This window comes from Streptomyces sp. NPDC007205 (assembly GCF_040634095.1).
GTDB lineage: Bacteria > Actinomycetota > Actinomycetes > Streptomycetales > Streptomycetaceae > Streptomyces.
The window spans coordinates 381,648-403,299 of the sequence record NZ_JBEYEW010000002.1; the positions used below are offsets into that span (position 1 = coordinate 381,648).

17 protein-coding genes and 1 pseudogene are annotated in these 21,652 nt (G+C 70.4%); 5 read left to right on the forward strand and 13 right to left on the reverse strand.

Features of this window, described 5'->3' with window-relative positions; genetic code table 11:
- Positions 1-84: 84 nt before the first annotated feature.
- The 12 genes and pseudogenes from ABZ624_RS05300 to ABZ624_RS05355 all read right to left on the reverse strand — a co-directional run bounded on the left by ABZ624_RS05300 (position 85) and on the right by ABZ624_RS05355 (position 13,302).
- Entirely contained in the window at positions 85-1,137 is a 1,053-nt protein-coding gene (locus ABZ624_RS05300; RefSeq protein ID WP_360082777.1) for a sigma-70 family RNA polymerase sigma factor, read from the reverse strand.
- A gap of 100 nt (positions 1,138-1,237) precedes the next feature.
- Positions 1,238-2,221 (reverse strand): lytic transglycosylase domain-containing protein, encoded by a 984-nt coding sequence (locus ABZ624_RS05305; RefSeq protein ID WP_360083209.1) that lies wholly within the window; start codon positions 2,219-2,221, stop codon positions 1,238-1,240.
- Positions 2,222-2,400: 179 nt separating this feature from the next.
- On the reverse strand, positions 2,401-3,552 hold the full coding sequence (locus ABZ624_RS05310) for a hypothetical protein (protein WP_360082779.1): 1,152 nt from the start codon (positions 3,550-3,552) through the stop codon (positions 2,401-2,403).
- Positions 3,549-4,988 (reverse strand): hypothetical protein, encoded by a 1,440-nt coding sequence (locus tag ABZ624_RS05315; RefSeq protein WP_360082781.1) that lies wholly within the window; start codon positions 4,986-4,988, stop codon positions 3,549-3,551. The genes ABZ624_RS05310 and ABZ624_RS05315 overlap by 4 nt, the downstream gene beginning before the upstream one ends.
- 150 nt (positions 4,989-5,138) lie before the next feature.
- Positions 5,139-5,657, reverse strand: a complete 519-nt coding sequence (locus ABZ624_RS05320) for a DUF2716 domain-containing protein (protein ID WP_360082783.1) — start codon at positions 5,655-5,657, stop codon at positions 5,139-5,141.
- 95 nt (positions 5,658-5,752) lie between these two features.
- A complete protein-coding gene (locus tag ABZ624_RS05325; RefSeq protein ID WP_360083211.1) occupies positions 5,753-6,427 on the reverse strand; it encodes a ribonuclease domain-containing protein in 675 nt (224 codons plus the stop codon).
- 466 nt (positions 6,428-6,893) lie between these two features.
- Positions 6,894-7,904, reverse strand: a pseudogene (locus ABZ624_RS05330) (PrsW family glutamic-type intramembrane protease); the annotation flags it as partial.
- Complete coding sequence (locus ABZ624_RS05335) at positions 7,901-8,212, reverse strand: hypothetical protein (protein WP_360082786.1); 312 nt, start codon at positions 8,210-8,212, stop codon at positions 7,901-7,903. The gene ABZ624_RS05335 and the pseudogene ABZ624_RS05330, both read right to left, overlap by 4 nt.
- The gene (locus ABZ624_RS05340) at positions 8,205-9,581 is read right to left on the reverse strand and encodes a hypothetical protein (protein ID WP_360082788.1); all 1,377 of its coding nucleotides are present in this window, start codon (positions 9,579-9,581) and stop codon (positions 8,205-8,207) included. Before ABZ624_RS05340 ends, ABZ624_RS05335 begins: the two co-directional genes overlap by 8 nt.
- A gap of 134 nt (positions 9,582-9,715) precedes the next feature.
- On the reverse strand, positions 9,716-10,357 hold the full coding sequence (locus tag ABZ624_RS05345; protein WP_360082790.1) for a hypothetical protein: 642 nt from the start codon (positions 10,355-10,357) through the stop codon (positions 9,716-9,718).
- Positions 10,358-10,375: 18 nt separating this feature from the next.
- Complete coding sequence (locus tag ABZ624_RS05350) at positions 10,376-10,771, reverse strand: hypothetical protein (protein WP_360082792.1); 396 nt, start codon at positions 10,769-10,771, stop codon at positions 10,376-10,378.
- A gap of 137 nt (positions 10,772-10,908) precedes the next feature.
- Positions 10,909-13,302 carry a helix-turn-helix domain-containing protein gene (locus ABZ624_RS05355; RefSeq protein WP_360082794.1) on the reverse strand — a complete coding sequence of 798 codons (2,394 nt, stop codon included), beginning with the start codon at positions 13,300-13,302 and terminating at the stop codon, positions 10,909-10,911.
- 241 nt (positions 13,303-13,543) lie between these two features.
- On the opposite strand from ABZ624_RS05355, the gene ABZ624_RS05360 reads away from it, so the two are divergent.
- From ABZ624_RS05360 to ABZ624_RS05380, 5 genes are all read left to right on the forward strand, one after another.
- On the forward strand, positions 13,544-14,632 hold the full coding sequence (locus tag ABZ624_RS05360; RefSeq protein ID WP_360082796.1) for a BTAD domain-containing putative transcriptional regulator: 1,089 nt from the start codon (positions 13,544-13,546) through the stop codon (positions 14,630-14,632).
- Positions 14,632-15,372, forward strand: a complete 741-nt coding sequence (locus ABZ624_RS05365) for a DUF6585 family protein (RefSeq protein WP_360082798.1) — start codon at positions 14,632-14,634, stop codon at positions 15,370-15,372. Before ABZ624_RS05360 ends, ABZ624_RS05365 begins: the two co-directional genes overlap by 1 nt.
- Positions 15,373-15,513: 141 nt before the next feature.
- Positions 15,514-16,380 (forward strand): hypothetical protein, encoded by an 867-nt coding sequence (locus tag ABZ624_RS05370; protein WP_360082800.1) that lies wholly within the window; start codon positions 15,514-15,516, stop codon positions 16,378-16,380.
- Between the two features lie 97 nt (positions 16,381-16,477).
- Complete coding sequence (locus ABZ624_RS05375; protein WP_360082802.1) at positions 16,478-17,563, forward strand: alpha/beta hydrolase family protein; 1,086 nt, start codon at positions 16,478-16,480, stop codon at positions 17,561-17,563.
- Positions 17,564-18,515: 952 nt separating this feature from the next.
- A complete protein-coding gene (locus ABZ624_RS05380) occupies positions 18,516-20,057 on the forward strand; it encodes an AMP-binding protein (protein WP_360082804.1) in 1,542 nt (513 codons plus the stop codon).
- A gap of 182 nt (positions 20,058-20,239) precedes the next feature.
- Here ABZ624_RS05380 and ABZ624_RS05385 read toward each other — a convergent pair whose 3' ends face one another.
- Positions 20,240-21,505 (reverse strand): Ig-like domain-containing protein, encoded by a 1,266-nt coding sequence (locus ABZ624_RS05385; protein ID WP_360082806.1) that lies wholly within the window; start codon positions 21,503-21,505, stop codon positions 20,240-20,242.
- Positions 21,506-21,652 lie beyond the last annotated feature (147 nt).

Here is a 21,652-nt window from a genome sequence, read left to right on the forward strand (position 1 = left end):
ATCTGCTCTACGGGGAGGGGCGGGGCGTCCGTCGCGGCGACCGGGAAATTTTTTTCGGGCGCGTTTACGGCGTGCTACGGCCGGCTACGGCAGCTTCGGCGACGGCGTGCCCGAAGGCGTCCTCGGGGTGGGGGCGGATGGCGCGGTGACCGGTACCGCCGGGGCCGGGGGAAGCGACGGGACCGGCGGGGCGGCCGAGCTCGTCGGCAGGTCCGGCAGGTCCGGCACCTTCGGCACGTCGGGCACCCGCGGGACCTGAGGCGCCGACAGCTCCGGGAGCGGGGACGAGGACACGTCCGGCAGGGACGGCACGGACACCGGCAGCGGCAGGGACGTTCCCCCGGTGGGTGAGGGAGTCCGGCCCCAGGCCCCGGGCGCCGGGGGCGAGGAGGTGCGCGGTTTGGGGGTGCGCCCCGGGCCCGTCGCCTCGCTGCGCCGGACCTGCGCGTCACCGGACACGGCCGGCCGCGGCGCCGCACTGTTCCCGTTTCCTCCCGCATTGAGCGCGTACGGCAGCACGAACCCCGCCACCACCAGGGTCGCCGCCGTCGAGGAGACCGCGACCGCCTGGGCCTTGCCGCCCCCGCGCAGCCGTCCGCGCCCGACCAGGAACAGCATCACTCCGAGCGTCCCGGCCAGCGAAGCGCGCAGCGTCCGCCGGGCCCGGGCGAGCAGCGACTCGACGGTCCGGTAGCTGAGCCCCATCCGCACCGCGACCTGGTTCACGTCCAGGTCCTCGGACTTCAGCCGGAGCGCCTCCGCCTGCCGGGCGGGCAGCTCACCGCTGCGCACGGCCAGCCACTTCGCCTCGGCCCGGTCGCACACCGCCTCCTCGACGGGTACCGGGCCCGGCGCGACGAGCGTGGGGCGGCTGCCCGCCTCGGCCTCGCGGTTGACCTGCCGGTACCGGTCGACGCACAGCCGCATCGTCACCGTCGTCAGCCAGGCGCCGAGCCGCTCGTCGTCGAGGTCCGGGCGTTCCGCGGCCCGCAGCATCGCCTCGTGTACGGCGTCCTCGGCGTCCTCCTGGCTCATGGAGCGCCGCCGGGCCACTTTGAGCAACTGCTCGCGATGGCTCCACATACGCTGCCAACGCTCGTCGGCGGCCGCTGTGTCCGCAGGCATGTCCGTCGCCATGAGGGCCCCTTCGCACTCACCGCCGGTCCTGTGCTTCCGGCGGGTGGCGACATTACCGTCGAGTAGGCGCGGTTGTGGAGGGGGAGGCGCCCATCGTGTTCTAGCCGTTGCCGATGGTCAGCGGCCCGGTGTCGGGCAGCACACCGCCGCCGGGCAGCGTGAGGGCCGGCTCGGGGACGGGGACCGGCGCCGTAGGGGACGCCTTCGGGACGCCGGCCGTACGTGACGGGCTGGGCGAGGGTGACGGTGAGGCGGGCGGCGTCGACGGCGTGCGCGAAGGACCAGGGCCCGGCTTCCGGTCGTCCGAGGGCTTCGTCGGCGAGGGCTTCGGCCTCTTCGGGCGGGACGGCTTCGGCCGGTCCGACCGGGACACGCCGGACGCGTCCGGCACCACGCGGTGCCCGGTCAGGTAGTACGCGTACCAGGCCTTGACGGTGCGCAGATAGGCGTCGGAGTGGTTGTAGCCCAGGATCGCCCGGTCCAGGTCTGCGGTGTTCGACAGGTCCCGGCCGCCCGCGCACAGATAGCTGCCGGCGGCGAGTGCCGCGTCGTAGACGTTGTCCGGGTCCCGTCGTCCGTCGCCGTTGCCGTCCGCGCCCCAGTGGGCCCAGGTGGACGGGATGAACTGCATCGGGCCGACCGCCCGGTCGTACACCGCGTCCCCGTCGTACGCGCCCCCGTCGGTGTCCGGTACGGCCTCGAAGGCGCCGCCGGTCAGCCGCGGGCCGAGGATGGGCGTCACGGTCGTACCGTCCGGGGTCACCCGGCCGCCCCATGCCTGCCCGGACTCCACCTGGCCGATCGCGGCCAGCAGCTGCCAGCGCAGCCGGCAGCCGGGCGCGCTGCGCGCCAGCTCCGCCTCGGCACGCCGGTACGCGGCGAACACGCTCGCGGGCAGGGCGCCGTCGCTCGTCGCCCCCGGTGCCGAGCCCTTCTTCCGCGTCCGCAGCGGGGGAAGACCGGTGCGGTACGGGGTGTCGCCGGACATACTGGGGCCGTGCTCGGCGGGTGCCGCCTTCCGCGCGGGCTCCGCGGCCTCGGCCGAGACCGCCCCCGGCGCCTGCGACGCGGTCAGAACGGCCATCGCCGCCGCCGCGATCGCCGTACCCCTGGCACCCCTCAGTGCCCCCTTGAGTGCACGCGCTGTCACTGTGCAGTCCCCTCCGTGGGTGAATCCGTCGTCTGCTCTACGCGGCCGGAGGGCACGTCCGTCGCGCGGAACCGGACGGGGTGTGAGCAGTGCGGGCCCAGCGCGTGCCGCGCTCATCCGGCCAGGGTTCGCCCCTGCTTGCGGTATCCGTCCAAGATGTCCTGGCGGAGCAGGAAACCGAAACCGGCGGACTCCAGTCGCAGCCCCAGCTGAGCCTCACCGACACCAAGATCGACCGCGGTGTCCGCCAGGTGCCAGTCGTTGGCGGCAAGCCTGCTCAGAAGGTGACCGCGACGAACCTGGTTCTCCGACAGGCGAAATGTCTTGAGGTAGGCGATCCTGCCCCTGTCGTCGGTGATGGCCTCACCGATGTGGTTCTCCTGCTTGGGGCGGAACGGCGGCAGGAAGCGGGAGAGCGTGAAGCGTCCCATCCGGTGGACCGACTGCCAGGTGTACGCGTGTTCCAGCAGGCCGGTCGCCATGGTCGTGTCGTGGAAACGCGTCCAGGCATGTTCCTGTTCGGCAACTGCCGTGCGCAGGTCGGTCAGGGAGCGGATCTGCGCGTCAGGTATGCGGGCCCGGAAGTCCGGCACCGGCGGCATCAGCGTGGCGTAGTGGTGGATCAGTTCGCCGTACAGGTCCTGCAGGAGCGTTGGGTGGAGCGCACGGTAGTCGTCGGGATGCGGGACCGCGAACGCGGCGGCGAGCGCGTCGGCGACATAGACCATCACGCCACACTGGTTGGGGTGGATCTCGAAGATGCGCAGTGCGTCGGCGAGCCCGCGTACTTCGGCACCCGTAAAGGCTTCCTCGACGCGGGGAGAGAGTCCTTGGCGGATCGCACGCCGCGACCACTGTTCCCAGGCGAGGGAGGGGCCGCCGAAGTGCAGTGCCAGGTAGCCTTCCAGTGCCAGGTGCACGGGGAGGAACCGCAGCCGGTCTTTGGCCTGACGGCGGGCCGTTCTGCGGTGGAAGCGCAGGGTCATCGTGGCGGCGGGAGCCGAGCCGGCGTCGGCGGAAAGCTGCGTGCCGTAGGCGGCTGCCGGCGTGCCGTCGTCAGTCCACGTGGCGACGAACCCATGCGGGATGTAGGAGAAATAGGCATGGCGCGGGCTGACCTCGACCAGCCCGGCCGCATCACCGTGGAGCTGCGCGTGCAGACGGAGGTCGTCGACAGGTTCGTCCCGCACGAGCGGCACCAGTCGGACGGCATTCCAGACCTGGGAGGGGCGGGTGGCCAGGCCGGTCAGGTCCAGTGTGGTCATCGCGCCCGCTCCTGGTGGTGTCCGTTCACCATCCGGGCCGCGCGGGTGTCCATGTAAGTGATCAGTTCGGCCAGGCCGGTCCGGCCTTCCGCGAACTGGGCGAGTTCCACCAGTGCGGGAAGGTCCTCGGCGTCACGGATACCCGCGGTGGGCACCGTCGCCGACAGCCGACGCACATCGAAATCGGCCGCGTCGTAGACAGGGTTGAGATGCACGATGCTGGTGCGACGCTCGGGGTCGAGCCGGGTCCGCCAGATGCGCAGCACCTCGGCGGCCAGGCCGGGAGGCGCGTTGTCCCATCCGTCGGAGACGATCACCAGCCTGGACGGGGCGGTGTCCAGCGCGTCGAGGATCCGCCGGCCGACCGGCGTCGGCCCGTACGGATAGGTCAGCAGCGCGTCGGTCCGCCCGGACGTCCACAGCCCGGTGTAGTCGCCGGCAAGGGCCGCGAGCAGATAATGGCAGGCCAGGGCCACGGCCAGCGGTCGACGACGCTTGTGAACCGAACCGAAGGCGGAAAAGCTGTCGTCCAGGACCGCGGTGACCTTGCCCCAGCTGCCCCGGTGGAAGTCGGCCACCCGGTCGGCGGCCGATTCCAGGGCGTGGGTCAACTCGGCACGCCGACGCCGACGGTCCTCGACCGGCAGCGACAGCACATAGGTCGCCAGGCGGGTCAGCGGCATCCCCGCCAGGTCCGCTTGTACCCCTGTGGTCCCGCGTTTGTGCGCGGACTCCTGCAGCCGCAAGGTCTCCAGGCGGGTCATCCGGGGAGCTATGCGCTCCAGGAAGACATCCCGGGAGATGCCGTACTTGGCGGCGAAACCCTCGGCAACCGTATAGGGCAGCTCGTACAGGGCGGCCTGCTCGTAGTGCGCGCGGCGCCACGCCTCCAGGAGGGGGGTCGCATAGTGCGGGCGGGCCGACGGCGCGAACATGAACGTCCCCAGCTCTTCGGTGGCGGGGGCCAGGTGTGCATGACGAAGCGCACGCTTGAGGCCGCTGCGGTACTTCACGGCATCGAACGCCAGGTCGTGGCGGGCGGACAGCCAGTCACGCATGATCGCGCGGCTGCGACGGTTGTTCACCCTGCCCCGGCGCAGGGCATCGAACAGTCCGTACACGCGTGGTGGCGGCAGCGTCGCAAGACGGGACGCGATCAGACGGCCCTCGCGGCGGCGCTGGTCGGCAGTGGCCTCACCGCCGGTCTCCAGCAGCCGTCGGATGATGAGGACTGCGTTGTAGTCGTTGATGTCGAGCGCAAGAACCCCGGCGTACAGGTCACGGTAGTTCCCCAGCATGTAGGCATGGAGAAAGTCCAAGGACAGCCGCTGCTCGCCCGCGTCGCTGTGGAATTCACGCTGGCCGGTGGAGGTGATCGCCGCGTTGACGAAGAGCAGCACATCGTCGGCTGCGACGAGGTCCCCGTACGAATCCATCCAGATCTTTCCCCAGGAGCGCGGATGCCGGCCGGGGAATGGGGGCACGAGCTGCGAATCATTGCTTCAGAGGCAGGTTCCGGAAGTCGCACCGGAGTCCCGCGGCCGGCCAAAGGACCGTAACAGAGCAGGCCACAAGCTTTCTACTGACTATCTCTCACCTCGCTGCAGGCGAGCACCGTCCTGGCGCACCGGCGCCCCCAGCACAGCGGTGAGGGGTGCCGCGGTCCGGTCGAGCAGTTCCCGCCCGAAGACACACAGCGTGTGCTCCCAGGGGTGCCCGAAGACGCCATAGCTGAAGTCCGGGCTCACGTTGATGGCGTAGTCGCCGTCCGGCACCGGGCTGACGGGCCAGTAGGGCTGTTCGGGGCTGCCGACGGAATGCGGGCGGAACCGGTAGCAGGCGTGCTGCCAGTCCAGGCCGAACAGGTGCCCGGCGGCCGGGGTACAGGCGGTCAGGCTCTGCTTGACCACCTCGATCGTCCGGTCGATCCTGGTTTCGTCCGGGTCGTCGTCGAGAGCGTCCAGGCTCCAGGTGAGCGACGGCACGGGCTCCCGGATCCCCGGAAACTCCTGCATGTCAGGCCGGAACGCGAAGTGCTGACGGAAGCGGTCCCATACCTGTGTGTACTCGGGGCCGGCGAGTTCCCCGTATGTGTCTCCTGTCATGAGGTCTCTCACTCTCTCGTGGCCGGGTGCCGCGCGCCGAGGGTGCGCGGGGTGCCTGTGGCGGCGGAGATCCTTCATCCCGGCCGCGGTGCGTGCTAATCCTTCCAGCGGCCGATCGGATCAAAGCTCTTGTAGTGGTCGGTGGTGACGTAGAGCAGCCCGTCGTCGGACCACAGCAGCCGGGTGCCGGGCTGCTTGTTCCGCCCCATCGTGTTCACCAGGCCGACATCCGCCTCGTGCCATGTGCGCCCTGCGGCCGATGGCAGCCGCCCGTCTGTGTTCATGAAGGGGTCCCCGCCGATCTGGCCGCCCGGCACATGGTTGTTCACCGCCTTGCCCGCGACCCAGCCCCGCGCCATCGCCTGGGACTTGGTGACGAAGTGGCTGGGGAGCGTGCCGGTCCGGCGCAGGCTGTCGACCAGAGGATTGGCGGACTCGACCACCTTGAGGAGATTCGACAACCGGGCCGCATTGGCGTTGCTCTGCGGAGAACCGGATCCGGCAAGCCGGCCGCGGACGGCGCTGACGGCAGCGGCAGCCGCGGTGGCGGCGGCTGCTCCGGCGGCGACCGTGCCCGCCCCTGTCCGGGCTTGTCCGGCACAGGGGTCGTTGGCGGGGCGTCCGGGCCGGGGCGGCTGGCTGGTGTGGCCGGCGTTGTCGTAGCTGACGTCGCCGCAGGCGGCGTAGGCGGGCGCCGGCAGGAACACGAGGAACGCGAACAGGATGCCGGATATCGCTGTGATGCACCGTAAGAGCATGCGTGTGGTCATGCCACCGCCTGGAGTGGGCGCGGGAGGCCGTGGAGGGGCCGGGCTGGCGTTTGAGGCTGATGACGTGCCGGCGGAGTGTGTGTTCGTCGGGTGCGGTGGGGTCGTATTCGGCTCGGCTGCGGTGCCAGCGGGCCATGCCGATGCGGAGCTGGGCCTGGTGGAGCCGGCCGAGACGGTGGTAGGCGGTGATGCCGCCGTGGCGGAGCGCCTTGAGCCGTAGGTAGAAGCGGCGTGCCGGGTGGAGCAGCACCGGGACCTCGTCTTCGGTCACCGCTCCGTGTCCGGTGGCTGCCTCGGCGACGAGTTCGACGGCGAGGGCGGCGGCCTGGTCGCGTGTGCCCCGCCGGAGCAGCAGCAGGTAGAGCAGGACCAGCGGGCCTTGCAGCACCAGGAACGTCAGTGGGGTGAGGACCAGGAGGTCGACGGTGGGACTCGGGTCGAACCAGTCCTGTTTGACCCGGCTGTAGGCGGTGATGAAGACGTCGTTGGCGAAGTGGGCGGCGATGGCGATGCCGAAGCCGCAGCTGATGGCTGTCCGGCGGGCCCGCTTGTCCTGCACTTGCCGTGCGATGCCGAAGCCCGCGCCGATCATCGCGGTGAACGCCATGTGGGCGGCCATCAGGCCCAGTGACTGGCGCAGGAAGTACTGCGTGGAGGCGTTCGCGCCGTCGTGCACGGCCATGTACGTGGCGCTTTCGGTGAGGTTGAAGCCCACGCCGGCGGCCGCGCCCAGGACGATGCCCGAGACGACGTTGTCGACGTGCCTGCGCAGCAGCAGGAAGGCGATGGCGACTCCGGCGCCCTTGCCCAGTTCCTCGAAGACGCCGGCGAAGACCAGGCTGCCGGACGTCACCTGGAGTTTGAGTCTTGCCAGGTCCGCGGGCATCACGGCCCCGTTGCCGGGTGAGAGGTAGTTGTAGGCGTAGTCCAGCCACCACTGGTTGATCGAGCCGCCGAAGCCCGCACCCACGACCGCGCCCCAGCCCGCTGTCGCCACCAGGGCCGGCACCGGGAGCCGGGCGAAGCGCTGCATGCGGTGGACCAGCCAGAGGGCGTAGGCGGTGCTGGGCAGGCAGAGCAGCAGGAAGGTGATGTTCTGGGCGAAAGCGTCCAGCATCCACACCGGGTAGGGCAGCAGCAGGACCGCGGTCGCCGCCGCCTGCCAGTGGGCTCGCTGACGCCCGGGTCGTCGGCTGAGCAGCCAGAAGGCCGCGGCGGCCGGCAGGCTCAGCACGTAGCACCAGAAGGAGACCTTGTACCAGCTGAACGGCGGGTAGGGGAGCCCCTTGAGGGGCGGGTTCAGCCAGCCGACCAGTGCATGCCCCTCCTCGTACGCGAGAGCGGGGCGGAGGATATCGATGATGACCTGGACGGCGTAGACGGCTGACAGCGTCACGGCGATGAGCAGCACCGCACGCATAGTCCGGGTGTCCCGGCTGTCGGCGGCCGTCGGGGCGGAAGGGGATGCCTGGCTCATGACGTCCTCACGGGGTCGTCCGGAGCACCGGTCGGCACGTCCGCAGGGAGCTGGGTGGGAAAGCTCGGCGGACCGGTCGGGAAGCCGGTGGGCAGGGCCGTGGGCAGGTCGGTGGGAAAGCTCGTCGGCAGACCGGACGGTCGCGCACTCGTCCCGGGCGGAACGGGCACCTTCGGGTCCGGTCCGAGCTCGAAGTTCACCACCGAGCCGACCACTGCGAGCACCGCCGCTGCCGCACCGCAGCCCAGGAGGAGCCGGTAGTGCGGGGCGTGCTGGTATCCGGGCCGTTGTGGCGTCGGGTCAGTCATGACTCACCTTCAGGGGCAGTACGCCGACGGTTGTCTGGCCGGGCTCGTACGAGCCGGGGAAGGCGATGGCGAGGTGGTCTCCTGCCCGCACGGCCCGCGGAGGATCGACGTAGGGATCCACGCCGAAGGACGTGGCCTTCCCGGCCTTCCACGACGGTCCCGGCGCCACCTGACCGGCACCGGTCACGGTGGAGAGGGAGGTGGGGCTTCCCGCACCGGCCAGCACCTCCACGCCGGAGCCGGTGGGCGCCGTCAGGGTCACCGAGGAGGCGCCCGGCAGCGTGGTGCTCCAGCGCTGACGCCCGGTGGCAAGGTCCACCGCTATGACGCCGTCCGTGCGGCCGTTGTAGCTGTTGTCGCCCTTGACCAGGTACAAGGTGTCCGCACTCAGCACCAGGTTGGCCGGCGCGTAGACGGCCCCGGAGCCGAAGGCCACCGTGATGGTGGAGGCCCCGGTCGTGTCCAGCGGGACCAGCCGGTCCGTGCCCGCGGACAGCAGGGAGAGCCGGCCACCCCCCGGATCCGACAGATGGCAGCCGGCCAGCAGACGGGAGCCGCGCACGGTCATGAAGCCGGAGAGCCTTCGGCGCACTGCCGTCAAGGGCCTTGCGCTGTCGCACCCGGGCAGGGCAAGCATCCCGATCGGCCGGGTCGGCGGACCGTCACCAAGGGACAACAGCCTGGCCTGGTCACCGCATTCGGCCAGGACGTAGACCGTGCCCACCAGCCCCTGCGCCTGTCCGGTGAGGCGGCATCCGCCTTGCATGGTCGCCGGACCGAAGTCCGTCGTCCACTTCACCCGGCCGGTGTGCACGTCGGCGCTGAGCACATCCGTGACGTGGTGGTCATGGGTACGGGAGCCTGCGAAGGGGGCTGTCACCACGTCGCCGCTGATGGACAGTGAGGTGCCACCGAGCCGGTCGGGAAAGCCGGTGGAGCCGTCCGCGACCAGGCTGACCGCGCGCGTCCAGCCGAGCGTGCCGGAGGCCACCGAGACCGTCTGGAGGTGATCGCACCTCTCGATGCCCGGGTTTTCGGCCCACACGCCGTAGGTGAACGCACCGATTCCGAGGGACGTGCTGTGGCTCATGTTGCACAACAGCCCGCCCCTCGGCGGCTTCCAGGACCAGATCCGGTCGCCGGTGGCGGCGTCGTACGCGGTCAGACCGGACTTGCTGCCCAGTACGACGGATGTCGATGTGCCCCACAGGCCCACGAAGGTGCCGGTCTCCGCGTTGCTCAACGACCAGGCGAAGCTCCCGCGGGGGGCTGGGCCGGGCCTGGCGGAGGGGAAGGCGGTGGCGGTGGGCGGGGCGCCGGGGCCCCAGTACGTAAGGGCGAGGGCGAGCGCGAGGATCACGGTGACCACCCCCGCAAGCGCGGCCGCAGGTCCCCGGGCCCCACGTATGCGGCCGGGTGGCGGCGGGGCCGGAGGCGGGGCAGCAGGAAGAGGCGGCAGGGGCGGCAGGGGCGGCTGGCCCTGCGGGCGGTGGCTGTACGACGTCACCGCAGTGCCGCCTCGATCCGGTCGGCGACGTCCAGCACGGCGTCGGCGCGCAACGTCCAGCCGCCCGGAGTGGAGCGGTGAAAGGTGCGGACGACGAGGAGCGCACCCGGAGCGAGCGGTTCGACGGCCAGCAACCGGTCCACCTGCCAGGTATGGAGACGGTCGGGCCCCACCATGGTGGGAGCCACGGCGTTGGCCCTGCTCACCAGGTCGGCGTCGGCGTTCAACCGGCCGACGGAGCCGGGCTCCCCGTCGAAGGGCGCGGGGCCGGAGCCGCCGGGTGAGCCGAGCGCGACCCGGCCGGTCAGCGGCGCGTTGAGCGGTACCGCGTACAGCAGCGGGCCGAGCCCGAGGCCACGGCGCATCGACCAGCGCCCGCCCAGGACCGAGACCCGGAGTTCGAAGCGCCGGGGCACAGGGGTGTCCACGTACACGAAGCCGTGCGTCCGGGCCGGCATCCCGCTGAACCGCTCGCGTGGCGGCAGCAGGCTTCCCGCGGGAACACCGGCGCTGTCGGCGGGCAGGGCCCCGGCCGTGGGCGGACGGGCGAGGCCGAGCTCCTCGCCGAGTACTCGGGCGACATCGGCGGAAACGGTGCGGATATCGCCCCGTCGGCCGATCCACAGGGAACCAGGCATGGCAGTCCCGTCGCCCCCTCAGGCCAGTCCGGCGGCTTCTTGGCGGGCCCGCACCGCCTCGGCCGTCTGCCCCGCACCGTCCAGCAACTCGCCCAGGCGCCCCAGGGCGGCTTGCAGCTCGCTCCGGAACCGGCCTGGCCGCGCCGCAGTGAGCTGTCGCCAGCAATCGGCCGCTGCCCTGGCGTGCTCAAGGGCTTCCGCCCGGCGGCCCTGGGCCACCAGCTCATCCCTGCGCCGGTCGGCCTCCTGGGCGTGGCGCAGCAACGTCTGCGAAGGGTCCTCGACCGGAGCCGGCGCGGCCGCCTCCGCCTTCGCGACCTTCCTCCTGCGGCTCTGCACGCTCAACCACCCCACCAGCGCGATCAGTCCGCCCGTGATGGCCGCAGAGACCAGCTTGTGCAGCAAATCGTTCACCGAAGACTCCGCTTCCCCGTTCGTTGCGCGTGACAGGTGAGCACGCGCGGTCGTGAACACATCGGGCAGGACGTTAGGAGCAGTCGATGAAATCGCCGTGAAACGGTGCAGGCGCCGTGATCCGGTGGACGGGGGCGCTACCGCTGCCCGGCCCGCCGGCGTGGGGTGCGGGGTACTCGGTGAGCATGGGCGAGGTGGTGTTGGAGGCGGGCGTGGCGGAACTGGTAGACGGCGCCGGCCTGGCGGAGCACACCGCGCTGGTAGGCGTCTTCGAGGAAAGTGATCAAGGACCAGGGCAGCCGTCCGGTCAACGGCAGCCAGACACGGCAGAGCACCGCCCACTGGCCCCAGGCCGTCAGGGTGAGCGTGTATCCGAGCGCGCCGCCGAGACCGCTGATGACTCCGACTTTGACCGCGGCTGCCAGGGGCCAGATGAGCGGTCCCAGCAGTCCCTGCAGAAGGGTGACGGCTACGGTGGCTCCACCTCCGACGACAAGTCCGAAGGTGGGTGTCCACACCAGCAGGTGGGCGGCGGCGGTGCGGCGGTCGGTGTTCAGCAGACCGCGCGGGTTGACGGCGGAGCGGAGGTCGAGCGGGGTTTCGAGCAGGCCCAGAAGGCCGTAGGTGAGCCCTGTGCCGCAACCGAAGACCAGGCCGAAGAGGATCCCGTCGATCAGCCCGATGTGCAGCGCGGCGGGGAACCCGGTGCCCCAGCCGACGCCGTTCGTCGTGCCGAGCACGAACCCGTAACCGAAGCCGAAGGCGGCCCCGCCCAGCGAACCGAGGACGAGCCGGGGGACGGTTCTCCATCCGATGGTCCCTGTTCTGCCGCGCAGCCGCAGACGTACGGCGGACGGTGCGACCGTCATGTCCCTGACCGTGAACGTGAGCCAGTGGGTGAGGCCGAACATGAGCCCGGAGAAGAGTCCGACGATGGCCCCGTCCACGATCTGGGGCGTGAGCGGGCCGAAGGCGGTGCCGACCGCGCAGTCGACGAGGCCCAGGGCCAGCCCGACCGCCAGCGAGGTGACCAGCGTGCGCGTGGAGCGGCGCAGCCCGCTGCCGAGCCGCCACCAGGCCAGGTCGGGGGTGCCGAGCAGGGTCAGGTGGTGAGCGAGGTAGCCGAGCCAGTACCGGGCGCGTTCCGGATGAAAGCCGCGGTGGCGCCTGCCGCCCGGGAGTTGCTGGTGCCGGCGGCGGTAGACGGTGGGGATGAAGCTGTCCAGAAGGTGGTCTTCAAGTTCCTCCGGGCTGGCGAACCGTTCGGTGTCGAGCAGGGCGGCGGGGTCGTGGTCGGGAGTGTCGCTGTAGATGGTGCGGGCGAGCGCGACCATGAGCGGGGTGGCCAGCACGTCGCTGAGAGGGGTCCCGGACTGCTGGCCCGGTGGCCGTTCGCGCAGTTCGGCCAGGACGGGGTCCCAGGCGTTCGAGGCGGGGCCCGCGCCGCCGGGTTTGCGCGTGGTGCGCGGCAGGTAGGCGGCCAGGTCGTCGAGGGTGAGATCGGTCAGTTCGATCGCGGCGGCGGAGGTCAGTACGTCGGTCTCGGCGACCGCGGCGGCGTATTCGGCGGGACGGCTGGTGAGCAGCAAGGGCAGGGTGGTGGCGTTGAGAGCCTCCAGCGCGGGGCGGCGCAGGCCGTCGGCGATCTCGTCGAAGCCGTCCAGTACGGGCAGGACCCGTCCGGACTCGACCAGCGCGGAGGCGAGGCTCGTCCCGCCGGGGCCCGGTGCGGCCAAGCCAGGCTGGTCGCGGGTCAGTTGAGCGGTGAGCCAGTCCCGCAGGGTGAGGGCGGTGGGGTTCCACGCGCCGATGCTGAAGATGACCGGTACGGGCTCCGCGGGAGTCCGTGACGCGAGGTGGTCGAGGACGAAGCGCAGGGCGAGGACGGTCTTCCCGGAACCGGATCTGCCCAGGACCACGAGCCGCCTGGAGGGTATCTGCCGGTAGGTGTCCGCGATTTGTCCCAGCTGGCTGGTCAGGTCGAGCGGGCCGGCCGCGGCTCCCGCCGGGAGACAGCAGATGTTGGCCCAGTGGTCGGTCAGTTCCTCCGGGGCCGGCTTCCAGCGCACCGGAAGGGGATAAGGGTCCTGGATCTGCCGTTGCTCCTCCTCTCGCTGCCAGCGGGCAGCCACCGCCTTCGCCAGGTGTGTGGCGGCGTCCGCCAGCGGGTCCGGCGCCGCAGGACCCGCCGGCCTCTGCTCCGGCTCTCCCGGCCCCGGGCGCCCCGAAGCCGGGCGCCCTGGACGCGGCTCTCCGGAGGCATGGTCGTCCTCGCCGGCCGGCTCGGCCCGACGGCCGCCGTCCGGCCCCGGGGGGAACGCGGCGCTCAGTAGCTCCTCGCGCTCCCCGGCCCGTAGCGCCAGTGCGTCGGCGAGCCGCTGCACCGTGGCCATGCGCGGGTTGGTGCGTTCGCCGGTCTCCAAGCCGCGGATGGTGCGCACGCCCACACCGGAGCGCCTCTCCAGCTCCTCCTGCGTGATGCCCGCCTGGTTCCGCAGCCGTTGCAGCACCGCGCCGAATCCCCTGGCCACAAGTCAAGGCCCTTTCCCCGGAGTCGCCTTTTCCCAGCTCAGGGACTCTAGCGGGACCGGCGGCCGGATATGGCCGGTGCCATGGCCTGTGCGTGGTTCCTGCACAGGACCAGCCTCGACGGCATCGACGGGATCGACGGCATCGACGCCTCGACGGCATCGACGCCTCGACGGCATCGACGGCATCGACGGGATCGACAGGCCGACCGCAGCGGCCGGTCCGAGGAAACGGGGAAATACCATGCCCATGACGACCGCACTCCATGGACGACCGACGGTCACAGCGCTCACCGTTCAGGAGAACAAGGTTCTGTACGCGATCGGTTGTGGCTTGCAGGACGCAGAGGTCGCCGATGCCCTTGCACTGCCCGAGCATGCGGTGGCCCGGCATCTCGGGAGCATTCTGGCGAAGCTGGGGCTGCGCGACCGGGCCGCCGCCATCGTCCACGCCTTCGACTGCGGTCTGGTCACGCCCGGCCATGGCCCGCGGAGGCAGGCGTCGCGCCCGGGACCGCGGGCGACCGACCTCCGCCAACCGGGCCCCGAACCCTCTCCCCGGCTCCGGATCTCCGTGCTCGGCCCGCTGCGGGCCTGGCGCGCCGGGCAGCCCGTGGATATCGGCCCCATCCGCCAGCAGGCCGTCCTGGCGGCGCTGGCCCTGAGCCCGGACCGACCGGTCAGGCGGCAGGAACTGCTCGACGGCGTATGGGGGATGGATTCGCCCGGCGGGAACGTCGTACCGGTCTACGTCTACCGGTTGCGCAAGATCCTGCGTGGTGAAGACAGCGCGGACTCGGTGATCGAACACGATCGGTACGGCTACCGGCTGGTTCACGGTGCGGTCGAAGTGGACGTGGCGCGCATGGAGGAACTGGTCACCGCGGCCGGGGCGGCCGAGCGAGCGGGCGAACTGGACGATGCGGTGCGTCTGCTCGGTCTGGCGCTGGATCTGTTCCGCGGCGAGCCGTTGGTCGGCCTGCCCGGCCCGTCGGCCGAGTCGGAGCGGCTGCGTCTCGTCGAACGCAGGATCACCCTGGCGCGGCGGAAGGCGGGCTGGCAACTGCGGCTCGGCCGATATGGCGAGGCGGTGGGTGAACTGTCCGCTCTCGCCCTGGAGCAACCGCTGAACGAACCGGTCTGCGCGCTGCTGATGTGCGCACTGCAGCGCAACGGGCTGCGGGCCGATGCGCTGGCCGTCTTCGACCGCGCCCGCAAGAGACTCGCCGACGACCTCGGGGTGGCGCCGGGAGAGTTGCTGCTGCGGGCGCGGCGCGCGGTACTGCGCGGGGACAGCGCGAGTCCCGGCCTCGGACAGGGGGACGCGGCGTGATGGAAGGGGTTCCCCGCGATCGCGAGGACGAGTTGCTGCTGGCGCGGATCTCCGAGGCCGCCGGCCGGGAACGTCTCGGCAGGCGGTGCGCCACTTATCGGGCGGTAGCCAGCCTGGCTTGCGCACCCGGTGGGCCGGGAGCGCCGATCCGCAAGGTGTGGCGGGCCGTCGCGGCGGTCGTTGGCCGCTCACGGGGTTCCGTCGAGGGGCGCGGGACGGCGGTGGGCGGACGGCTGGACTTCTACGAGCGGGGAATGACCGTTGCCGTGCGCGGGCGGATCCACGTCGTCCGCTACGACAGCACCTCGGTGCTTCAGCGCGCCGAACCGTGCCCGCAGGGCGTGGCGCGGTCCTGCGCGCTCACCGACGTCGACGGCGAGCACGTGGTGCTGCGCCGTGGTTACTTCGGCGACCCGGAGGCATGGGAGGCGGAGATCCGCCGGGCCGTCGTCGACGCCCAGGTGCCGAGGGCCCTGGCCGCTCTCGCCCAAGGGGCGCGACTCACCTACGGCCCTGTGTGGCTCACCGGGCAGGAGGTCGGCTCCGGAGAGCTGTCCACGCGGTGGCCGCTGATCCAGCGGATCGCCGTCCGCCACGGCTCCATCGCCGTACGCGTCGCCGGGCAGTGGCAGGTGCTGGGGACCCTGGTGTCCGAGATCCCGAACATCTTGGTCCTCCGTGCCCTGGCTGAGCATCTGGCCGGCATTCCTCCGGTGGGTGCCGAACCGGGTGACGATTGAACGCGAAGAGGGGCGTCACCTCGACGCCCCTTGTTTCACAGTGATTTCATCGACTGCTCCTAGCGTCCGACGTGACGTGTTCGCGGCCAACGTGGACCGGAACGTGTTGTCGCTGCTGATCTCCGAAGAAAGGACGTACGCATGCGCAGACGAAGGAGCTTAGGCGCGCTCGCCAGTGTGCTGGGTGTCTTCCTGGCCGTCACCGGTGCCACGGGGGCGGCCCGTGCTCAGGCAGAACCCGGCAAGCGCGTCTTCAACGGGATGCAGATCACCTTCGCCGCCAACACCCCCGACGCCTTCTGCACCGTCGGGGCGGTCGGCAACGACCAGTACGGCCGGAGGATCGCCATTTCGGCGGGACACTGCATAGCCGACCCCACCCACACGTACGCGGACCGGGAGATCCCCGAGGACATCGCGCCCGTCTACGACCGGAACGACGTGGGTTTCGGACCCATCGGGCATGTGCGGTACTTCAAGGATCCGGAAGGCTCGACGGTGGGGCATCCCACCAAGGACTACATGATCATCGAGCTGGTGCCGGCGGTGACGCTCTCCTCGCAGGGCCCGTACCTGAAAGAGACGGATGAGCTGAAAGTGCCCGGCGGGCAACCCAGCCCCAATGCCCTGACTCCGCCGCTGGACGACGAACGTCTCCTCGGCGCCGCCCTGAACAACGACAACGAGCTCGTGGTGTCGGGTCAGCTCGGCGTCCTCTACGGACGCATCACCAACAACTCCAGGGGCATCTACCAGTCCTGGGCAGGGCACCAAGCCGGCGACTCGGGTGGCCCGGCGATCTGGCACGTGCCCGGCAGCGCCTACCCGTCGGCGGCGAACACGTTCCAGGCGGCAGGCCCCTGGGCCGGCATCACCAAAGCCAGGGTTGCGGGACTTCCCCCCTTCGTCTACACCAGCTCGGCGAACATCCTCGCCGACCTGCGGGCGCGGGACGCCGCACACCCCGGTGTCTTCGGCGCCGGCTTCCACGTGACCGACAACCCGTGAACGGCCCGCGGCTGCGGGCGGTCCGATGCCGTCCGCAACCGCGCCCCTCCGGCCGGCCGACCGCCCCGGCCATCCCCGGCTGAAAAGGGAACACACCGTGAGATCACTGCTGACCGCGGCGCGCATCCGCGCCAAGACTGCCGCCGCCGCCACTGCCATGGCTGCGGCGCTGACCGTGCTCGCCGGACCGGTCGCGCACGCCGACACCCCGGCGATCCCGAGCTTCACCGACGGCTACGGCCTGACCCAGGTGGCAGGCGCCACCGAGGTACACTCCGCAACCGACTTCACCCTCACCGTGACCAGCCCGCAGCTGTCCGGCAAGCACAAGATCCGCATCTTCCTCCCCAGCGGCTACGCCGCCGACCCCCACAAGCGCTGGCCGGTGGCGTACTTCCTGCACGGCGGGGGCGGCACCGTGGACGACGCGTCCGCCGCTCCGGCCCTGCACTCCGAGTCCATGATCACCGTGGTGCCGGACGGCGGTCTGAAGGGCTGGTACGCCAACTGGGCCATGCAGAACACCGCCGTGGGCGCGGCGAACTGGGAGACCTTCCACATCGAGCAGGTCGTGCCCTTCATCGACGCCAATCTGCGCACCGTCGCCGACAAGGCCCACCGGGCCGTCGTCGGCCTGTCGATGGGCGGCTACGGTGCCCTGCACTACGCCGAGTCCCACCCCGAGCTGTTCGGCCACGTCGCCTCCCTGTCGGGTGGCATCGACTTCAGCATGCCGGCGGTCCGCGCGGCCGTCGTGGCCACGGAGCTCAACGTCACGGGCGCGTGGTGCGCCGTCAGTACGTCCGGCACCGGCCGCTGCACGGGCTACGGTCCCTACGTCGACAGCGACGCGATCTTCGGCTCCCCGTATCCCGTCCTGAGCGCCGATCACATCTGGAACGAGGTCGATCCCGCCGCCACGGCCAACCTGGCCAGGCTGGCCGACCACGACATCACCCTCTACACCGGCAGCCAAGGCCCCGTCGACCACTTCACCGAGATCGCCGCCAAGAACGTCAAGGCCCGCCTGGACCAACTCGGCCTCCCCAGCCGCTTCGTCGACTACGGCAACGGCGCGACGATGGGTTCCACCTGCGACGGCGGCCACGACTACGGCTGCTGGGCCCCCGCCCTCGCCGACTACCTCCCCCGCCTCGCATCCGCCTTCCGTACGACGGGCTGATCCCGTACTCCGCTCCGCCGGTCCGATGACGGATGAAGACTGAGCCGATGTGGTGCGCCACTCGACATGGTGAAAGCGAGGGGTGGGATGGATATGCGGGGCAGGAACCATGGGCTGGCGTCTCGGCGGGTCTGGTGGAGTGGTTGCGGCACATGCGCCGGATGAGGTGACGGCTGGGGCGGGGTGTGCCTAGCGCCTATCGTCACCGACACCCTCGGACTGCTGCTCGCGGTGCTGGTCACGGCCGCGAGCGTGCAGGACTCCGTTGCCGGTTCACCACGCCGAGGTCCTCACCCTCATTGGAGACTCCTCCCGCACCCGGCAATGACGCGAACTCCTGCCGCCAGATCGTGGGGCCTCATTGTTCGGGTGGATCGGGTCGCCGACCTCCGGTACCCACAGCGGGATGCGGAAGTGGACGAAGACGGGCAAGGTGTGCTGCCGAACTGGTCGCCGCAGAAGGTGCGCTGGGGCTCTCCGATCACCACCGCGCCGAACCCGCGGTTCGGATCGCGGAGTGCTTGGAGGAGTTCGTTGGTGCGGGGCGGTGGTGTCAGGGCGGGGAGCGGCTGTGGCCGACGTCGGAGTACGGGGTGACGATCTGGCCGCCGACGGGTTCGGTCAGGGCTCGGGCGCGGGTGAGCTGCCAGTTTCTGGGAGCCTCGAGGTCTTGGAGGTCCTCGGTGGAACAGTGTCCGGCGAAGGGGAAGCGGACTAGGTGCGGTCAGACCCCCAGCGTGTGTGGCGTGGCGCGTGAAGCGACGTAGTTGGTCATGGCGGGTGGCTCATCGGGGAGTGCCACGTGGAGCTCCTGGGAATTGCCTGGACTCGGGCACATGACGCGGCGGGCACGAGCGGTGGCGTGGCCGGCGCGAGCGGCTGGATGGGTACACCACTGCCAAGCACGGGGTTTCCGCGTTAAGTAGTTGTTCCGGATGCAGGAGAGTGAGCTATGCGTGTTCCGATGACGGTCGCCGATTTCCTCGAGCGAGCCGAGCTGGGTTTCGCCTCCGACACCGGTGTGGTGGACGAGCCGGACCAGCCCGGCGTGCCGGTACCGGAGTCGACGTACGGGCAGCTGGGTGAGCGGGTGCGCGCCTGGCAGGCGGGGCTGGATGCGCTGGGCGTGGGTGAGCGCGAGCGGGTGGCGGTGGTCAGCCACAACTCCGCACGGCTGCTGGAGCTGTTGTTCGCCGTGCCGATGAGCGGTCGCATCTGCGTGCCGGTCAACTTCCGCCTCAAGCCCGATGAGGTCGAGTACGTGGTGCAGCAGAGCGGCTCGTCGGTGCTGCTCGTCGACCCTGAGCTGGACGAGGCGCTGTCCGGAGTCAAGGCGCGCCACCGGTTCGTCCTCGGGGAGCAGACCGAGAAGGAGCTGATGCGGTTCGGCGTAGCCCCCCGCCCCTGGTCGGACCCGGACGAGGATGCCACCGCGACGATCAACTACACGTCAGGGACCACGGCCCGCCCGAAGGGGGTGCAGCTGACCCACCGCAACATCTGGGTGAACGGGATGACCTTCGGGCTGCACACCAGGGTGTGGGAGCGCGATGTCTATATGCACACGCTGCCGATGTTCCACTGCAACGGCTGGGGCATGCCCTATGTGATGGCCGGACTGGGCGTGAAGCAGGTGGTGTTGCGCAAGGTCGACGGCGCGGAGATCCTGCGCCGGGTCGACCGGCACGGCGTGACGCTCATGTGCGGCGCGCCGGCGGTGTGGAAGGCGGTGCTGGATGCGGCGGCTTCATGGGAGGGAGAGATCCCTGGCCGTGATCGGGTACGGATCGTGTGCGCGGGGGCTCCGCCTCCGAGCACGCTGATCCAGCGGGTGGGGGAGGAACTGGGCTGGGAGTTCACGCAGATCTACGGCCTGACCGAGACGTCCCCGCTGCTCACGTTCAACCGGTCCAGGCCGGCGGATGCGGGACTGCCCGCTGGGGAGCGGGCGCGCAAGCTGTCCCGTGCCGGGCTGCCCGCGCTGGGAGTCAGGCTGAAGGTCTCCGAGACCGGCGAGGTCCTGGCCCGGTCGAACGTGGTGCTGGACGGGTACTGGGACAAGCCGCAGGAGACCGCGGCGGCCCTGGAGGGCGGGTGGTTTCACACCGGGGACGGTGGCGGGATCGACGAGTCCGACGGTCATCTGACGATCTCCGACCGGAAGAAGGACGTGATCATCACCGGCGGCGAGAATGTGTCTTCGATCGAGGTGGAGGACGCCATCTTCAGCCACCCGGCGGTCGCCGAGGTCGCCGTCATCGGGGTGCCGGACGAGAAGTGGGGCGAGACGATCAAGGCCCTCGTGGTGCTTGCCGAGGGAGCCACGGCGGCCGAGGCCGACATCATCGCCCACTGCAAGGAGCGTATGGCCGGCTACAAGGCGCCGACGAGTGTTGAGTTCCGCGATGCCATCCCTCGTACGGCCACCGGCAAGATCCAGAAGTTCAAGCTCCGCCAGCCGTACTGGTCCGGCCTGGACCGGAAGGTCAACTGACCACCGGCCCCTAGCAGTTCGTCCCTCGGCCAGACGGTTCAACAACCCCGGGGACACGCTTCGGGGGCCGACACGGAAGCGCGGTGGCGGTGGCGGTGTCGTCACCGGTCCGTTTCTCCGTGCCGCTCACCGAACCCGGCGTACCCGCTCCGCGTACCGGGTGCGGGGCGAGTGGCGGGGGGTCAGTGGGGCGTGCTGCCCGCGACCCATTCGCTCCACGGCATGTTCCAGTCGCTGAGGCCGTTGTCCGGGGCCAACGCGGTCTTGTCCGCGGAGTTCTTGACGATCACGACGTCACCGGTCATCGAGTTGTCGAAGAACCAGGCGGCGGGCTGCCTGCCGTCGCCGCCGCCCATGACGTCCTTCAGGCCCACGCAGCCGTGGCTGGTGTTGACCTTGCCGAAGACCGAGTCGGTACCCCAGTAGTTGCCGTGGATGAACGTGCCCGAGTCGGTCAGGCGCATGGCGTGCGGTACGGCCTTGATGTCGTAGGCGGGCTTGCCGTCCTTCTTCGTGAGGCCGACGCTCGCACCGTTCATATGGATCTGCCTGAACTTCTCGGAGATGACCATCTGGCCGTTGTACGTCGGGTGCTCGGGGCTGCCGGACGAGATAGGGATGGTCTTGATCGTCTTGCCGTCCCGTACGACGGTCATCTGCTTCGTCCTGGCGTCGACGGTGCTGATCTGGCTCCGGCCGATCTTGAACGTGACCGTCTTCTGGATGCCGTGGAGGGTGAGCCGGACGGTGACGGTGGAGCCGGGCTTCCAGTAGTTCTCGGGGCGGAAGTCCAGGCGGTCGTCGTTGAACCAGTGACCGACGACCCGCTGGCCGCTGCTGGAGCTGACCTGGATCTCCGACTCCACGGCGGCCTTGTCGCGGATCGCCTTGCCGAAGTTCACCGTCACCGGCATGCCCACGCCGACGGTCGAGCCGTCCTCGGGGGAGAGGTGCCCGATGAAGTCGTTGGCCGGGGAGACCGTGGTGATCGTGGCGTTCCCGCTGACGGGGCGGCCCTTGGCGTCCTCGGCCTCCGCGGCGACCTGATACTTGGTGGCTCGCTCCAGTGGGCCGTTCGGCTTCCAGGAGGTGCCGTCCGCGGAGAGTGTGCCCGGGATCTCGGCACCGGTCGCGACGGCGGTCATGGTCACCTTGGTGAGCGTGCCGTTGCTGACGGTGACTGCGACGGGGCTGTTGATCCCGATGTTGTAGGCACCTTGCCCGGGGGTGATCTTTATTCGGGCGTCGGAAGCGTCCTGGGCGCCCGGCTGATCTGCCTGCGCCTGCGCCTGCGGTTTCGGGGGATTCCCGGTGCCGTTTCCGCTGGTGGCAGCGTTGCTGGTACCGCTGAGGGCCGTGAGGGTGAATACGCCGCCGAGTACGCCGGCCGTAGCCATCAGCCCGGTGCGTCGCTTACGTGCCGTGATCAAACGCTTCTCCCATGCCATTGGTCGTTGAATCCCTTGAGCTGATTACCGGAGGATGCAACCGGCCGGCTTTAAAGAACCATTTTTATGCATTCGTCCACGTCAAAGGCAATGAATTGTGGCGGATTCCACGCGTCGCGACGCTGCCCTCGACGGCTGAAGACCGCC

Excerpts from the sequence above, each read along its gene's own strand:
- ABZ624_RS05300 (WP_360082777.1), bottom strand. The coding sequence starts at position 1,137 with ATGGCGACGGACATGCCTGCGGACACAGCGGCCGCCGACGAGCGTTGG.
- ABZ624_RS05305 (WP_360083209.1), bottom strand. The coding sequence starts at position 2,221 with ATGGCCGTTCTGACCGCGTCGCAGGCGCCGGGGGCGGTCTCGGCCGAG.
- ABZ624_RS05310 (WP_360082779.1), bottom strand. The coding sequence starts at position 3,552 with ATGACCACACTGGACCTGACCGGCCTGGCCACCCGCCCCTCCCAGGTC.
- ABZ624_RS05315 (WP_360082781.1), bottom strand. The coding sequence starts at position 4,988 with ATGGATTCGTACGGGGACCTCGTCGCAGCCGACGATGTGCTGCTCTTC.
- ABZ624_RS05320 (WP_360082783.1), bottom strand. The coding sequence starts at position 5,657 with ATGACAGGAGACACATACGGGGAACTCGCCGGCCCCGAGTACACACAG.
- ABZ624_RS05325 (WP_360083211.1), bottom strand. The coding sequence starts at position 6,427 with ATGACCACACGCATGCTCTTACGGTGCATCACAGCGATATCCGGCATC.
- ABZ624_RS05335 (WP_360082786.1), bottom strand. The coding sequence starts at position 8,212 with ATGACTGACCCGACGCCACAACGGCCCGGATACCAGCACGCCCCGCAC.
- ABZ624_RS05345 (WP_360082790.1), bottom strand. The coding sequence starts at position 10,357 with ATGCCTGGTTCCCTGTGGATCGGCCGACGGGGCGATATCCGCACCGTT.
- ABZ624_RS05360 (WP_360082796.1), top strand. The coding sequence starts at position 13,544 with ATGCCCATGACGACCGCACTCCATGGACGACCGACGGTCACAGCGCTC.
- ABZ624_RS05365 (WP_360082798.1), top strand. The coding sequence starts at position 14,632 with ATGGAAGGGGTTCCCCGCGATCGCGAGGACGAGTTGCTGCTGGCGCGG.
- ABZ624_RS05370 (WP_360082800.1), top strand. The coding sequence starts at position 15,514 with ATGCGCAGACGAAGGAGCTTAGGCGCGCTCGCCAGTGTGCTGGGTGTC.
- ABZ624_RS05380 (WP_360082804.1), top strand. The coding sequence starts at position 18,516 with ATGCGTGTTCCGATGACGGTCGCCGATTTCCTCGAGCGAGCCGAGCTG.
- ABZ624_RS05385 (WP_360082806.1), bottom strand. The coding sequence starts at position 21,505 with ATGGCATGGGAGAAGCGTTTGATCACGGCACGTAAGCGACGCACCGGG.